Here is a 14855-nt window from a genome sequence, read left to right on the forward strand (position 1 = left end):
AGCGAGGGCGGGGACCGGGGGGCGCTCAGACGGCGGCGAGGACCTTGTGCAGGGTCGCGGCGGCGGTGCGGTCGTGCTTGCCCAGTTCGCCGGTCATCACCCGGATCATGTTCCGTTCGGCGCGGGTGGCGCCGCGGATGACGGCCTCGTGGTGCAGGTGTGTGTTGACGGCCTGCACGACACCCCACCCGGTGTTCTTCCACGGGCTGACCCGGCTGTCGCTGGTCCACAACCGGGTCAGCGCCGAGCGCTTCTTGGTGGCGTTGGTGCGCCCCCGGCCCGGTTGCTCGGGGATCGGGGTGTGGGCGTCGAGGAAGGCTTTCCAGGCCCGGTCGGTGACGGTGGTCTGGCACAGTTTCTTGACTTCGGCGGCGAAGTCGTCGGCGACGGTGTGTACGATCTGCAGGGCTTCGCGGGCGGAGAGCAGCTGTAGGGCGCTGTTGCGCTTGTGGACGATGGCGACTTCTTGGCCGTCTTCGCGCAGCCCGATGTTCATGGTGTTGTCGCACACGACGTTGGTGACGACGCGCTTGTATCGGGTCTTGAGGCTGGCGTCGTGGCTGGAGCAGGCGAGCAGGTTGGGCCGGAACTCCACTCCTTCGGGGGTGGTGATGTTGTCGGGGACTTCGACGCTGACCCAGGCTTGCCTGCGGTCGCGCAGCAGGCCAGCGGAGCCGATGGTGAGGCCGTCGTCGAGCAGGGCGGCGACGTTGTCCAGCAGCCAGGTGCAGTACTGGTGGATGCCGTACTCGTCGGTGTGGATGGCGAGGATGTCGCCGGTGTCGGAAGTGGTAACGCCGAGGTGGTGCGGGGCGAGGCGGAGCCCGAACCGGTCCTCGACCAGGACCCGAGCCGGTTCGGCGGTCCAGCCGAACAGGCGACGTTTGACCTCGGTGATGGGGATCGGTCCGGGGTAGTGGTTCGGCTCGGTGCCTTGGTCTTCGGCGCGGTAGTGCCAGGCGTGGCCGCGTTGGTCGGTGAATCCGATGAGGACGTTGGTGTTGAGCCAGGTGCTGGTTTCCCTCGACACGGTCAGGGTCCTTTCTTCGTGGCCGCTGCTTGGCCCGCAGTTCGGGGCGGCGGGCTCGCGGGTGGACGGCCACGGCTCACCAGGCCGAGCGCCGGCGGTGCACAAGGCCCCGAGCCGCGGAGCGAGCCGGTGTTGTGGACTGGTGGCTGTGCACCGCCGGCGCGAGCCTGGTTCCCTCGGTCCGGCCACACCGCGATGGCCGAGCGCCCGGCACCCCGGAACCACTGATCTATAGGGATGGTGAAGAGCGTGCCGGGACGTCACCTGGCCCGATCTGCTGCCGTTGCCGGGCGGCCTACCTGGAGACGGCGTCGACGGTCTTCGGGTCGTTCGCCGAGTGCGAGCAGGCGCAGGACGTGTTCGATGCCCGGCTCGGTGAGGGCCGATGCGACCGCGCAGCCGGTGTGCAGGTCGCGCAGCGGCAGCGGGTGGGGCTGGCCGTCTCGACGGTGTTTGAGGATCGCCACGTCGCCGTGGGTGGCGCGGCATATTGACTGGACTATGAGGCGACACGCCCACCTGATGGTTCCAGTTGTCGAGGTGTGGTCGGTAGACGTCGCACACAGAGCCCCTCGCGCGCCTCGTGGACGTCGATGGCGGCCGGGACGATGCCGAGAACTCCTACTGCGAGGCTTTCGCTGACCCGGACTTCGTTCGAGTCGAGACCCCACAGCGCCGGTTTCGCGGCCAGTATCTCCGACGGCTGCGACGCCTGGCAGCGCGGCATGACCACCGACACGGGGCGTTTCGGGCAAAGGGCGAAAAGTGTATTAGAAGCCGGAAAACGTAGAGTTGGTGAATTGCCGGACATCACTCGAACGGGTGATGTCCGAACCTTTTTCCCGGGTTAAATTCCTCTCGCCCGATCCCCGATTCCGGGGCGGCTGCGGATTGTCACGGCGTCGCGAGAGCCGTGCTCAGGGGGAGGTTCGTGCCGTGCCGGGTGCGAGATGGCGTGTGCGCTCTGACGTCTTCGGTCCGAAATGGGAAATGCGCCGCTTTGCGCGCTTCCTTATCATTCTGCTGACGGTGATAGGTGTCGCCTCAGGCTCGGTGACCGACGCGTCCGCTGTTCCTCTCGCTCCTGCCCAGGTACCGGCGAGGCTCGCGAAATCGCCGAAACCCGGTGATTTCGGTCCGGCCGCGGCGAAGTCTGCCGACGTCGCACTTGATGGCTGGGGTGACGCTCAGGGCTATCACCTTCAACTGGGCCGCGAGAACGCCGGTTTCGCCTGGCACGAGGTCGCGCTGATCCACCCAGCCGGGCTGGACGACTCCTCGTGGACCGGCTATCAGTGTCTCTCCGGCGATGGGCGCTACGCCGCCGTGGCCATCCTGCCCATCTCCGTGGTGACGAAGCAACCCGCACGCGATCACGGCGCCTTCGCCTACGCCGTCGACCTGGCCTCCGGCGCGGTCCGCCCGCTGGCCACCGGTGTCGGCCTGAAGTACTTCTCGCCCGGCTGCGGCACCGGCGACGAGGCCGTCTTCACCCTCTACGTCGGCAGCAACGACCAGAACACGCAGCTGCTGAGCGCGAACCTGGCCACCGGCAAGATCGACAGTTCGGTCACCGCGCCGGGTCAGATCACCTCCGGCGTGCCGACCGCGTCGGGCATTATCGGCGCGGCCGGTTCACAGCTGGTTTCCGTGCCCGCCAAGGGAAAGCCGGTCACTGTCGCGACGGTCGCCGGGGACGCCTACGACCTGCGGCCGGCGGCCGACGGCGGCGTCAGCTTCCTGCGGCACAAGGCCGGCGAGAAGACCGCGACCGCCGCACACGAGCACGACGGCAAGGTGACCACGCTCGGCTCCGGTGAGCTGACGCGCGTCCAGTTGTTCCAGGGCCGCGCGGGGCACGCCGTGCTCTCCGGCGTCAGCCAGGCCGACCCGGCCGCCCTGACCGCGGCCGCGGTGACCGGCGTCAAGGACACCCCGTTCGCGCACGGCGCGACAGCGTCCTCATTGGACGGCGACGCTCTCTTCGGCGCCAACGACGACACCGGTAAGACCGCGCCGAAGGTGTTGTCCACCAAGACCGGCAACGTCCTCGCCCGCGACGTCGCGGCAAGCAACGCCAAGCCGGTCACGGCGATCCCGTCGTACCGGGCGGCCACCGTCACGGCCGCCCCGAAGGTCAGCGCCGGCAAGCTCGCGCCGAGCGCCGACGCGGCTCCGGCCACCACGTCGGCGCCCCAGAGCACCACCACGACCCAGACCCCGACCTGCGCGGTCGCCCCGCTGGACACCGCAAAGCAGGTCATGCAGCCGAGCCCGGCGCAGGTCGATTGGGCCGTGCAGTTGGCCGAGCAGGGTCTGCTCACCGGCAGCGCGTACACGCGACCGGCCGGCTTCGACAACCTCGGCCTGGCCGCGTACGCGCCGAACAGCGACTTCCCGCTGATCCCGCTCTCGCACCCGTCCGGAGCGTCGAACACCGTGCCGCGGTCGATCTTCGAGGGCATCATGGCCCAGGAGTCGAACTGGTCGCAGGCCTCCTGGCACGCGCCGGCCGGCACGGCGGGCGACCCGCTGATCGCGTCCTACTACGGCGCCGGCGGCGACATCCGGTCGATTAACTACGCCGCTTCCGACTGCGGCTACGGGATCAGCCAGGTCACCGACGGCATGCACGTGGGGGACCACTCGCTGTCGGCACACGGCCAGATCAAGGTCGCCGTCGACTACCAGGAAAACATCGCCGCCGGCCTGCAGATCCTGGAGACCACCTGGAACTCCCTCTACAGCGACGGGATCATCGCCAACAACGGCGACCCGGCCGACCTGGAGAACTGGTACTTCGCCGCGTGGGCGTACAACTCCGGCATCCAGCCGAACGCCGCCAACGGCAACACCACCGGCTGCACACCCGGCCCGTCGTGTACCGGCCCGGACGGCACCTGGGGCCTGGGCTGGACCAACAACCCCGCGAACCTGGACTACCCGCCCAACCGCGACCCGTATCTGCAGGACACCTACGCCGACGCGGCGCACCCGGCGAGCTGGCCCTACCAGGAGCGTGTGCTCGGCTGGACCGCGAGCCCGCTGCTGCGCTACGGCAGCAAGGCCTACGCCAAACCGACGTACCACGGCGGCAACACCTGGGTGCAGCCTGCGCCGTTCACCGCGATGTGCGACCTCGCGGACAACCACTGCGACCCGAACAACACCAACCAGAGCAACCCCGGTGCCAGCCACTGCATGCTCAACGACTTCGAGTGCTGGTGGCACCAATCGGTCACGTGGCTCCCGAACTGCGCCACGACCTGCGCAACCAGCCCCTACCTCGTCTCCGGCGGCGGCGAACCGGCCAACCCGAGCAAGAACCCACCGACGTGCACGCAGGACACTTCGAAGGTCCCGGCGGGCTCGATCGTCGTCGACGACGAGCCGTCGCCGCCGCTGAACCTGCAGGGCTGCGGCGCCGCGAACTGGTCGTCCAACGGCACGTTCGCCTATAGCTACGGCAAGAACGCCAACGGTGACCCGATCGGCGCGATCGACACCCACCAGCTCGGCACCGGCCTGGGCGGGCACATCCTGTTCACTCACACCGAGGACGGCTCCGAGCCCGACCTCATCAACACCGGAACCTGGACACCGAACCTGCCGTCGCTGCAGTACTACAAGATCAAGCTGCACATCCCCGGTCTGGGTGCCGAAGCGACCAACGTCGTCTACACGATCAACCCCGGCGGCGGGGTGTCGCCCTGGAAGATCCGGGTCAACCAGGCGTGGAACTCCGAGCAGTGGGTCACCATCGGCACGTTCGCCATGCAGAACGGCGGCAATGTCGTGCTGACCAACAACGGCAGCTCGCTCAACATGGGCGGCGAGGGTTACTCGGACTTCGACGTCGCCTTCGACGCGATCGCGTTCGTGCCGATGGGCGGCACGCCCGGCCAGCCGATCGGCGGGCCACCGGGGATCCAGGACGCACCGAAGGGCTCGAACCCTGCGTTCATTGCCTGCGGTTGCGCGCGCCGGACCGCCGGCGACCCGGTCGACACCAGCACCGGCTACTTCGGTCAGTCTTTCACCGACCTGGCGACGCCGGGGCGCGGTCTGCCGCTGAACTTCACCCGCAGCTACGCCGAAGGTATCGCCGATCCCAGCGGTCCTCACGGCTCCCTGGCGGCGGACGGCCCGTTCGGCTGGGGCTGGACGTTCTCCTACAACCTGAGTGCGACCACCGATGCGAACACCGGGAACGTCACCGTCCACCAGGAGGACGGTTCGCAGGTCACGTTCATCGACTCCTCGGGCAGCTACGCGCCTTCGGCCCCGCGCTACGACGCGGCCCTGGTCAAGTCCGGCTCGAACTACGTCTTCACCCGCCGCGGCCGTGACGTCTTCACCTTCGATGCGGCGAGTGGGCGACTGAACGCCGAAACCGATCTGGCCGGGACGAAGGCGTCGCCGCCCTACCAGACCAGCCTGGCCTACGACGGCAGCGGCCATTTGAGCACGGTCACCGACCCGGCGGGCCGCGCGTACACCCTGACCTGGACCGGCAACCACATCACGGGACTCGCCGACCAGTCCGGGCGCACGGTGTCCTACGCCTATGACGCCTCCGACGACCTCAGCGAAGTGATCGACGTCGGCGGCGGCCACACGCTGTACGGCTACAACGCGGCGCACCTGATGACGTCGATGCGCTCGCCGAAGAACTACGGCGGCGCGAGCGCGGCCGTGACGGCGATGGCCTACGACACCGCCGAGCGCGTGACGTCGCAAACCGACCCGGACGGCCACTCCACGACCTTCACCTACGCTCCCGACGGTGGGCTGAGCGCCGGCCAGGTGCTGGTCACCGACCCGGCCGGGCACAAGACGCTCGACACGTACCAGAACGGCCTGCTGACCTCGGAAACCAAGGGATACGGCACGCCCGACGCCGGGACATCGTCCTACACCTACGACCCGGTCACGCTCGGCGTTTCCACGCAGACCGACCCGGACGGCAACCTCGAGACGTTCACCTACGACGACCACGGCAACAAGACGTCCGAGTCGAACGCTCTGGGATCCACCAAGAATTATTCGTACGACGCTTCCGGAAACCTCCTCGAGACGATCGACCCCGACGGCGTCGCGACGGTCGGCCAGTACGACCAGGCCGGTCAGATCCCCTCGGGCGCCGCGGGCGTACTGGACCTGACGTCCACGACCGTGACGCGCGCGAACAACGTCGTCGAATCGACCACGGGCAACTTCGGCCCGGCACCGACGCGCACGACCAACTACTTCTACGACGACGCCGCGCACCCGGCGGACCGGACGCGGAGCACCGACCCGAACGGCAAAACCACGACGACGGTCTACGACGCCTTCGGCGACAAGAGCTCGGTCACCGATCCGCTCGGGCACAAAACGACGTACGGCTACAACACCGCCACCGGACTGCTGACGTCCACAGTGGATGCCAACGGCAAGACCACCAGCGATACGCACGACGTCTACGGCAACGTCACGGCCACCACGGACCCGCTGGGGCACAAGACTTCTGCGACGTTCGACGCCGACGGCGAGAAGACATCTGTCACCGACGCCAACAACCGCACGACCACCTCCACGTTCGACGCGGCCGGGCTGCTGACGAAGATCACGCGGGCGGACAACTCGGCGCAGACCACTGACTACAACGCCGACGGCACGGTCGCGGACACCGTCGACGCCCTCAATGCCAAGACGTCCTACGGCTATGACGGCCAAGGTCGGCAGAACTCGCGCACCGACGCGGACAACCGCACCACGGCGGCCCATCTCGACGCCGCGGGCCGCATGCTGACCACCACCGACCCCGCGGGCCGCACCACCACGTTCGGCTACGACGCGGCGGGCCGGACCACATCGGTGACCTACTCGGACGGCGTCACGCCTGCAGCCTCCTACGGCTACGACGCGGCAGGCCACCGGGTGACCATGACCGACGGCACGGGCACCTCCACCTGGACGTTCGACGTCTTCGGCGAAGTCACCGCGCAGACCCAGGGGTCAGGCGCGTCGGTGAGCTACGGCTACGACGCCGACGGCCACCAGACAACCATCGCCTACCCGGGCCAGACAACCCCGGTCAACCGCACCTTCGACGACGCCGGCCGCCTCACGACGGTGACCGACTTCTCCGGCAACGCCACGACATTCGGCTACGACCCCGACGGGCACCTGACGACGACCAGCTACCCGAACGGCACCACCGTCACCGACGCCTTTGACGACGCGGGCGGCCGCACGGCGACTACCGCGGTCACCGGTGGCACCACGGTGCTGGCCGCGACCTACGCCCGTGACGCGGCCGGTCAGCTGGCCTCGCAGACGGTCGGCGGGGTTTCGGAAAACATCGGCTACACCCCGCGTGAGCAGGTCGCGAGCGCCGGCACCGAGTCGTTCGCCTACGACACTGCGGGCCACCCGACAACGGTCGGCGCCACGACACAGACGTTCGACGCCGCCGGCCAGGTGACGAACGCAGGCTTCGGGTTCGACACCCTGGGCGAACGGACCTCCGGCGCCGGCAACACCTACGGCTACGACCAGGCCGGGCACCTGACCAGCGCGACGACGGCCGCCGGGACGTCGAGCTACGCCTACGACGGAGCCGGCCGGCGGACGGCCAAGACAGTGGCCGGAACGACGTCGACGTTCGTCTGGGGCACCGGCGCCGAGCTGCTCTCCGACGGCGCGACGAACTACCTGTACGGACCCGCCGGCCTGCCGATCGAGCAGATCGGAGCCGGTGGCGCAGCCTGGTTCGTGCACGACCAGATTGGGTCGACGATCGGGCTGCTGAGCAACACCGGCACGCTGGTCGGCAGCTACCGCTACACCGCCTACGGCGCATCGACCTTCACTGGCACAGTCACCACCCTGCTGCGGTTCACCGGCCAGTACACCGATGCCGAGACCGGCCTGACGTTCCTGCGCTCGCGCTACTACGACCCGCTGACGGCCCAGTTCCTGACCGTCGACCCGAAGGTCAACTCCACCCAGGACGCCTACGGCTACGCGGCGCAGAACCCGTTCAACCTGGCCGATCCGGACGGCGAAGACTGGATCGACTGGGTGGTGGACACGGTGACGGTCGTGGTCGATGTGGCCGCCGAGGTGGCCACGGACGGCGCGGACACCCCATTCCTGCCCGAGGAGGACGCGCTCCTGCAGGCGGCGCTGCGCGGCATGCTCAACGGTGCCCGCGACATCCTGACCAACAAGGCCGTCGGCGACGCGGCGAGTATCTACCTGCAGCAGCAGACCAACAGTGACCAGCGGGAATACGATCCGAACGGCGACGGCAAGCGTCGCTACGACGTCTATAACAGCAACACCGGCACCGGATACGAGTCCAAGGTCGGCCGCACCGGCTCGACCCGGCGGACACGAGCGGAAATCGCCCAGGACACCCGCAATCTGCGCGAAGCGGGCAACGGTATCGACAGCGTCGAATGGCACTTCTTCCGCAGTCCGACCACCGGGTCGATCGGCTGCACGGAGGGCCTGGCGAAGCGCCTGATGGCCGCCGGCATCACGGCGATCACACACCTGTGAGCGAGACGTAGGATCAGACCATGATGGAACTCGGTCACTGGTTTCCGTACATCCCAGTACACCCCGGGCCGCTTCGGGACATGGAACGGCCGAAGGCGCGCGAATGCTACGACGACATGCTGCGGATGAAGGACGACCGCATCAAGGAGCTGTTCGGGCTCCTCGAATTCAACGGTATCGAGTTGACGTTCGACGAGGACGGCGTCCGGACGGTCATGGAGTGGATCAAGGCGGAAGTCGAACCGGATCCGGAGAACCCGAAAAAGCCGCGGCCGTATTGGACCGCGATCACGTTCGATCTGTTCTGGTTTACCGGCGAGGTCCTCCGGAAGATCAATCCGGACTTGAAGTGGGGTTTCTACACCGGTCGAAAGACGAGCCTGGTCTACCAGTGTCCGACACTCATCAACCTCGTCCGCACCGAACAGGCCGGCCCGCTCGCGTTGTTCGTATTCCTGCAGGGGTTCACCGGAGCCCACGCGCAAGGCATCGGCTACAACGAGAACAACATCTGGTACGCGTTCGAGCGCGCCCGCGAACTGAAGACGCCGAGCTGATCCGGCGCGCCGGCTCGAGGTCGCGTTCTGAGCAGAAGGCAACGACGCCGTCGGAGGCATGGTCCAGCGACAAAATCATCGCGGCAGGGCACGCCGAAGCGGCTAGATCACGAGCGAGTCTGCCTAGGCACCGGCACGGGCACCGAACCCGGTCAGCAGATCCATCCAGATCCGCTGACCGACACACTCACAGATCACGTGATGCACGATGTTGCGTTCCGTGAATGTGGGCAGCAGAGGCCCGGAGCGCGCAACAACACCCGGGACACTGCGGCCGACCGGCTGCTGGGGTCGGGGGCTACCAGCGCTTCGGGCTGCTCCAGGGCATGGCGCCGACCCTGCCGGCGAGCACGTCGAGTTCGTTCTCGACGACCTCAGGACCGGCGTGCTGCTGGAACAGCACGCCGATCGCAGCGGCGCCCGGTGCGCCGTGCGCGTGGACCAGAGCGCAGGCGGTGAGGGGCCGGTCGCCTCGGCGCAGCGCGCTGGCCGCGATGAGGGTGGCCAGCCGGGCACGGGCCGCAGGGTCGCGGCTGCCGCGGTAGAGGGCCATCCACAGCTGCTCGACCCGCTGTGGGTCGACCTCGTTCGGCGGCAGGAGCATCGGCCCGTAGACGGCGTTGTCGGCCAGCGCGGTCGTGACGGCAAAGGCGGCGATGTCGTCGACGAGTTCGCCGCGGCCGGCCTGGATGGTGGCGTGGGCGACGATCCGGTTGACTTGGTCCCCGCGGCGCACCAGCAGCGGCACGATCCGGCGGGCGAACCGGCCGAGGTGGGCCGGCAGAGTTTCGCCGGCGTCGGTGAAGGGCAGGCCCCACGTCGGTGTCGGGGCGTCACCGCCAAGCTGGATGGGTGCGGCGAAGTCGAGGTCGGCGCGTGGGGCAATGACGGTGCCGAGGTGGGTGGGGCGGCGGTAGTCGCGCCAGGGGGCGCCGGGGCGGGTGTGCGGGGCCCAGTAGCGGCCGAGGATCGTGTGTCCAGCGGGGCGCAGGTCGGCCTCGAGCGCGGCGATCGCGGTCCGCAACGGCGGCATGTTCCAGGGACGTTCGTCGCTGATCACGACGACGACGAGATCGCAGCTACGGTCGGTCGGCAGGGCGTTGCGGACGTGGTCGGCCAGCTCTCGGGAGGTCATGCCGCGAACCCGGGTGGCGGGGAAACGCGCGCCGACCGGCGAGGTCAGCCGCCCCGCCGATGTGCTGTCCGAGGTTCGGGGCAGCGCGATGACGTGCAGGGTGTCGGCCTGGGTGTCGGGCAGGGATCCGATGAGTTCACCGGGGGTCAGGTACTGAGTCACGTGTCGGCGCTCCTCGGCTCGGCCTCCCCAGTCAATGAGCCTGGGGAGGCGGTGGCGGCCCACGAAGGTGTGAGCCGCCACCGCCTGAGCGCGCGTCCGACGGCGGCCCTGGCGCTGCCCGAGGTCACCAGGTCAGCGCGAGGTGCGGGCCGCCGTCGGGGCGTGCGCTAGCGTCGATCGGCCTCGTCCGCCGGGCCGTGCAGCTCCGGTTCGGTGGCCGCCTCCTTCGACTCGTCGATCACCGCGATGACGTCATCGGCCGAGGTGACCAGATGGGCCGTACCGTCCTGGATCAGCCGGTGGCAGCCAGCGGACGCGGCGGAGGAAACCGGACCCGGGACGGCGAGGACGGGCCGGCCGAGCCTGTCGGCCAGGCGTGCGGCGTGGCGGGCGCCGCCGCGCTGGCCGGCCTCGATCACGACCGTCGCGCGGGTGAACGCGGCGAGAAGCCGGTGGCGCTGCAGAAACCGGTGCCGCGCGGGCGGTATGCCGGGCGGGTATTCGGAGACGACCGCGCCGGAGGTGGCGATCCGCTTGAGCAGGCCCACGTGTCCGGCCGGGTAGCCGTAGTCGATTCCGCATGCCAGGACGGCGACGGTGCAGGCTCGGCGATCGGTGGCCAGCGCTCCGCGGTGGGCGGCGCCGTCGATGCCGTAGGCGGCGCCGCTCCACACCGTGACATTCCGAGACGCCAGCGTGTAGGCGAAGTCTGCGGCGTGGTGCTCGCCGTACTCAGTGGCGGCTCGTGCTCCCACAACCGCGACGGACCGCGGGGACGCCAGGTCATCCAGCCGCGCGTCCCCGTGGACCCACAGGCCCTGCGGTGGCCCGCCGAGGATGTCGTCGTCGGCAGCCAGGGTGCGCAGGCCGTCGACGACGCCGGCGGGCCACTCGTCGTCTTCGGGGATGACGAAGCGGGCGCCGAGCTCGGCGGCGGTGCGCAGGGCGGCGTCGGCGCGCTCCCAGTCAGTGTTGCGGCGGGTTTCGGCGAGGACGTGGGCGGGTGCGGTGCGTTCGCTGACGTGGTAGGCGGCATCGACGGGCCCGACCTTGGCGACGTAGCGGGCGAGGACCGGGTTGGTGGGTTCGGCGGCGTGCTGGAGGAACGCGCGGGCACGCCGCGCGTCGGTGGAACTGGACATGAACGCTCCTTCAGGCGATCTGCTGAGCGTGTGGGGTGGCAGGTCAGAGGCGTTCAGGTCTGGTCGGGGAAACGTCGCACGCAGATCTCGTCGCCGCGGCGCTCGACGACGATGCCGACCGGCCAGCAGGCGGCGAGCAGCAGCAGATGCACCGCGTCGTTGGTGGCGCTGGCGTGCAACGCGGGCGTGTCTTTGAAGCCGAGGGCAATCTGCTTGGCGTGGAATCCGCGGATGTACTCCACGGGCGTCATGTCGGACTCGGCGACCTCGGCGGTCGTCGTGGCCTGGCCGCTGATGAATCCGACGAAGCTGCGCGCGCACGCGCAGTAGGTGTCGTCGGGGTCCTCATGGGACTTGCCGGGAATGTCGACGAGCTCGGTGCCCGGGACGGTGTTGGAGTCGTTGTCCCGTTCGCCTTGTGTGCGGTGGGTGGAGACGAAGTACTTGAGCATGGATTCCTCCTCGGCGGTCACAGCCGTGCTGGGAGTGGACGCGGCCGCCGCCAGCGGGCCCCGCGGGTCCGGGGCAAGCCGGCCACCGGGCGCCGCGTGTGATCCTGAGGGTGTGGGCTTGTCCCGGACCGCGGGTCTGCTGCACTGTGCTGCAGCCACGCCCAGCTGAGACCGGGCGCAGGGGAGAAATTTCGCCAGGCGCTGCGTTTCGCGCAGGGCCCGGCACTGAAAGTTACCGCAAAAAAATGGCCACAGTTGTGGCCAATTGATGTTTTCTGGGGCACTCTGGTCTCAGAAGGTGATCCACGGTGGTCCACAGGGAGCGACCACAATGGACCCTTCCGGGGACCCGGACCGCTCTCAACCCCCAGGCGGCAGGAGGGTTCCCGGCTCGGGAGGGGGCACTGGGGAGGGCACCTCTCCCGAGCCGAAAACTTAGACCGACGAAGCACCAGCCGCTTTCGACGGGTGGTGAGGGTTCCAGGCCGAGGCAAGGTCCTGGGCCGAGCGTCGGTTTCCGCGCGTGTGTTGACGATTCGCTGCCCTCGCGCTCGAAGGAAGTCTTCTTCTGAGCGGTCGTGACGCGCCAAAGTCGACGGGAGTCTTTTCATGACAACGAGTCTTCTGTGCGCAAAGCGCATCGCCGCGTCGCTGCTGACGTTCGGTGCTCTCGCGAGCGCGGCGATGGCAGCGGCGACGTCGGCCGACGCAGCCGACACTCGGCCTGCCGCCGATGTGGTGTCCGATCAACCGGACGTAGGCGCGCTGGGCGAGGGCAAGGCCAACACGGGTACGCCGGCGGTCGCACCCGACGGCACCCTCGTGTGGTCCACCTCGACCTCGCCGCACGCGCGCCCGATGTCGGCCGCGACCGCGCAGGGCTGGATCGCGGTCATCGCGACCGCGGACGGGGCGCGCATCCGGTCGCGGCCCGTGGACGGTCGGGTGCTGGGCACGATCGGCTATGGCGCCGGGTTCTGGGTGTCGTGCACACGCGGGGCGTCCGATGGGCATGCGTGGGGTTGGTCCTACCGGGCCGGCACCTACGGCTGGGTCCGCGGGGATCTGTGGGAGGTCGAGCAGCACACCGGTCCCGGCGGCGGCGGTACCCCGCAGGTGCCACCGTGTACGTGAGGCTGTCGTCCTGGCGGTGGACACTGACCGGATTGACGGGTCGGACCTCGCTCTTGGCCAGATCGGGTGAGTCGCGAGAGAGAGGCCCGCTCACCAGTGTGGGCGAGGCGACGCCGATACTTCACTGGCCTCCGACGGCGCCGCACGTCGCCACGGCTGGGCAGGACACTTTCAGCTCATTCCCCGGCTCCGCGATCACTGCGCGGAGCCGGGGTGCCTGGAGTCATGCTGAGGGCACATGCGCCGGTTTTCGCAACGGCCGTGGTTCCGTTGAAGGCTCCGGGAAGCCATATCCGAATGGCGTGCCGAATTCGGTTTCCCACGCTTCGTCGAGGTTGTTGCCGGCGGCCAAGGGCAGCACCTCAAGGTTGTTGAGACCGTGTCTTCGCGGGCGTCCAGCCTCGGCCTGCTCGTGGGCGAGGGCGAGCAGTGTCTTGCGGGAGACGTCGGGAAAGAAATCGTCCTTCAGTACCCTCGCGTGGCGGCGGGCGAGGTGGGCGAGCTGACCGGACAGATCGCGGACACGGTCGCGAAGTTGGGTATTCTCGGCGACCAGTTCGCCGAGTTGCACGTCCCGCCGTCGCCGAGCGAGTTCATCGGTGAGCCGCTGCACCTCGAGGTCGAGCACACGGACGCCGCGGTTGAGGTAGGTCTGCATTTCCCGGTACCGGTCGCGTTCGGCGGTCATTTCGGCCAGCCGAGCCTCGGTGTCAGCGAGCTTGGCACGAATCTGCGCGAGCTCGTCGAGCAGGGCGAGCGTCGTCGGGTCGAGTTGGCCGTGGATAGCGCCGGTCTGCTCGTCTGCGGCCGTCGTGGCGTCGGTTTCGCTGGGGCTGGCGAGCAGGTCCTGAATCATCGTGGTTGTGACCACAGAGTCCTCGGTCCAGACCGGCTCGATGATTTCTCCCTCATACTCGCCGTCCGGCCGGTCCAGCCCGGCGGCCCGGCAGTAGAGCCCAGCGACGTGGGCGAGAATTGCAGGTAGCTCGTCGGCCGGCACCTGGGCGCGCAACGCGTCGATGATCATGTCCCAGCGGGGGCGGTACTTCGCGGATTTGCCCAGGTACTTGCTGCAGCCGCTCTGCATCTGTTCGACAGACTTGCCGTAGAGCCAATGTCCGCGTTCGCCGGCGTGGCGGGTGATCAGCCGCTCGTACATGCGGGTCAGGCAGCCGTCGTCGCGGGTGAGCACGACGACGAGGAACAGCACGAGCTGCCGGTTGGCGGGGCTGAGCCGCGCGTTGGTGAAGTCGTCGGTGGAGGACAGGCCGCGTCCGACGGATCGTCCCCTCCGGCGCGGTGCTTCCGTTCCGCGGAACGCGGAAACACACGCGATTGCTCCAGTCTTCACTGGAATTGTCCCTCTCCCTCGGTGCGCCCGTGCGCACACCCGATCGCTGTGGGCATTACTCCCTCGGCAACTCCCCTTGTTGCCCGCGCCCGACCCGCGATGAAGGGAGACCTCGACAAAACACACTCTCAGTACCACTTCTGCTGGGGTGTCGCATTCACCGCCAGATGCTCACACGTTATCCAGTTTTGCGGTGGTTGCCCACGAATGCCGCCCCTTCGTGTCACGTGATCTCTCTGCGTGACGCAGGGGCGTCGTTGAGCTGCGGCAACGTCGTCGGCCTGGCTGCATGCACTCACCAGTGGGTCACTCTACCGGGTCCGTTGTGTAACACTGCGCGA

The 14855-nt window shown here is 68.6% G+C and carries 9 protein-coding genes; 4 read left to right on the forward strand and 5 right to left on the reverse strand.

The window, feature by feature from the left end:
- Positions 1–25: 25 nt before the first annotated feature.
- Positions 26–1030, reverse strand: coding sequence for a DUF932 domain-containing protein (locus ACIRSS_RS23475; protein ID WP_400898261.1), 1005 nt, complete (start codon positions 1028–1030; stop codon positions 26–28).
- Between the two features lie 134 nt (positions 1031–1164).
- On the opposite strand from ACIRSS_RS23475, the gene ACIRSS_RS23480 reads away from it, so the two are divergent.
- From ACIRSS_RS23480 to ACIRSS_RS23490, 3 genes are all read left to right on the forward strand, one after another.
- Positions 1165–1524, forward strand: a complete 360-nt coding sequence (locus ACIRSS_RS23480; RefSeq protein WP_400898263.1) for a hypothetical protein — start codon at positions 1165–1167, stop codon at positions 1522–1524.
- An 856-nt stretch (positions 1525–2380) separates the two neighbouring features.
- Positions 2381–8581, forward strand: coding sequence for an RHS repeat-associated core domain-containing protein (locus ACIRSS_RS23485; RefSeq protein ID WP_400898265.1), 6201 nt, complete (start codon positions 2381–2383; stop codon positions 8579–8581).
- Between the two features lie 20 nt (positions 8582–8601).
- The gene (locus ACIRSS_RS23490) at positions 8602–9138 is read left to right on the forward strand and encodes a hypothetical protein (protein WP_400898267.1); all 537 of its coding nucleotides are present in this window, start codon (positions 8602–8604) and stop codon (positions 9136–9138) included.
- Between the two features lie 298 nt (positions 9139–9436).
- Here the strand turns inward: ACIRSS_RS23490 and ACIRSS_RS23495 are convergent, their stop codons facing one another.
- The 3 genes from ACIRSS_RS23495 to ACIRSS_RS23505 all read right to left on the reverse strand — a co-directional run bounded on the left by ACIRSS_RS23495 (position 9437) and on the right by ACIRSS_RS23505 (position 12029).
- Complete coding sequence (locus ACIRSS_RS23495) at positions 9437–10435, reverse strand: DUF4192 family protein (protein WP_400898269.1); 999 nt, start codon at positions 10433–10435, stop codon at positions 9437–9439.
- A gap of 167 nt (positions 10436–10602) precedes the next feature.
- The gene (gene dprA, locus ACIRSS_RS23500; protein ID WP_400898271.1) at positions 10603–11577 is read right to left on the reverse strand and encodes a DNA-processing protein DprA; all 975 of its coding nucleotides are present in this window, start codon (positions 11575–11577) and stop codon (positions 10603–10605) included.
- 53 nt (positions 11578–11630) lie between these two features.
- On the reverse strand, positions 11631–12029 hold the full coding sequence (locus tag ACIRSS_RS23505; RefSeq protein ID WP_400898273.1) for a hypothetical protein: 399 nt from the start codon (positions 12027–12029) through the stop codon (positions 11631–11633).
- 609 nt (positions 12030–12638) lie between these two features.
- Between ACIRSS_RS23505 and ACIRSS_RS23510 the strand changes: the two genes are divergently transcribed.
- Entirely contained in the window at positions 12639–13163 is a 525-nt protein-coding gene (locus tag ACIRSS_RS23510) for a hypothetical protein (RefSeq protein WP_400898275.1), read from the forward strand.
- A gap of 223 nt (positions 13164–13386) precedes the next feature.
- Here ACIRSS_RS23510 and ACIRSS_RS23515 read toward each other — a convergent pair whose 3' ends face one another.
- Positions 13387–14514, reverse strand: coding sequence for a hypothetical protein (locus ACIRSS_RS23515; protein ID WP_400898277.1), 1128 nt, complete (start codon positions 14512–14514; stop codon positions 13387–13389).
- Positions 14515–14855 lie beyond the last annotated feature (341 nt).

This window comes from Amycolatopsis sp. NPDC101161 (genome assembly GCF_044768185.1).
Classification (GTDB): domain Bacteria; phylum Actinomycetota; class Actinomycetes; order Mycobacteriales; family Pseudonocardiaceae; genus Amycolatopsis.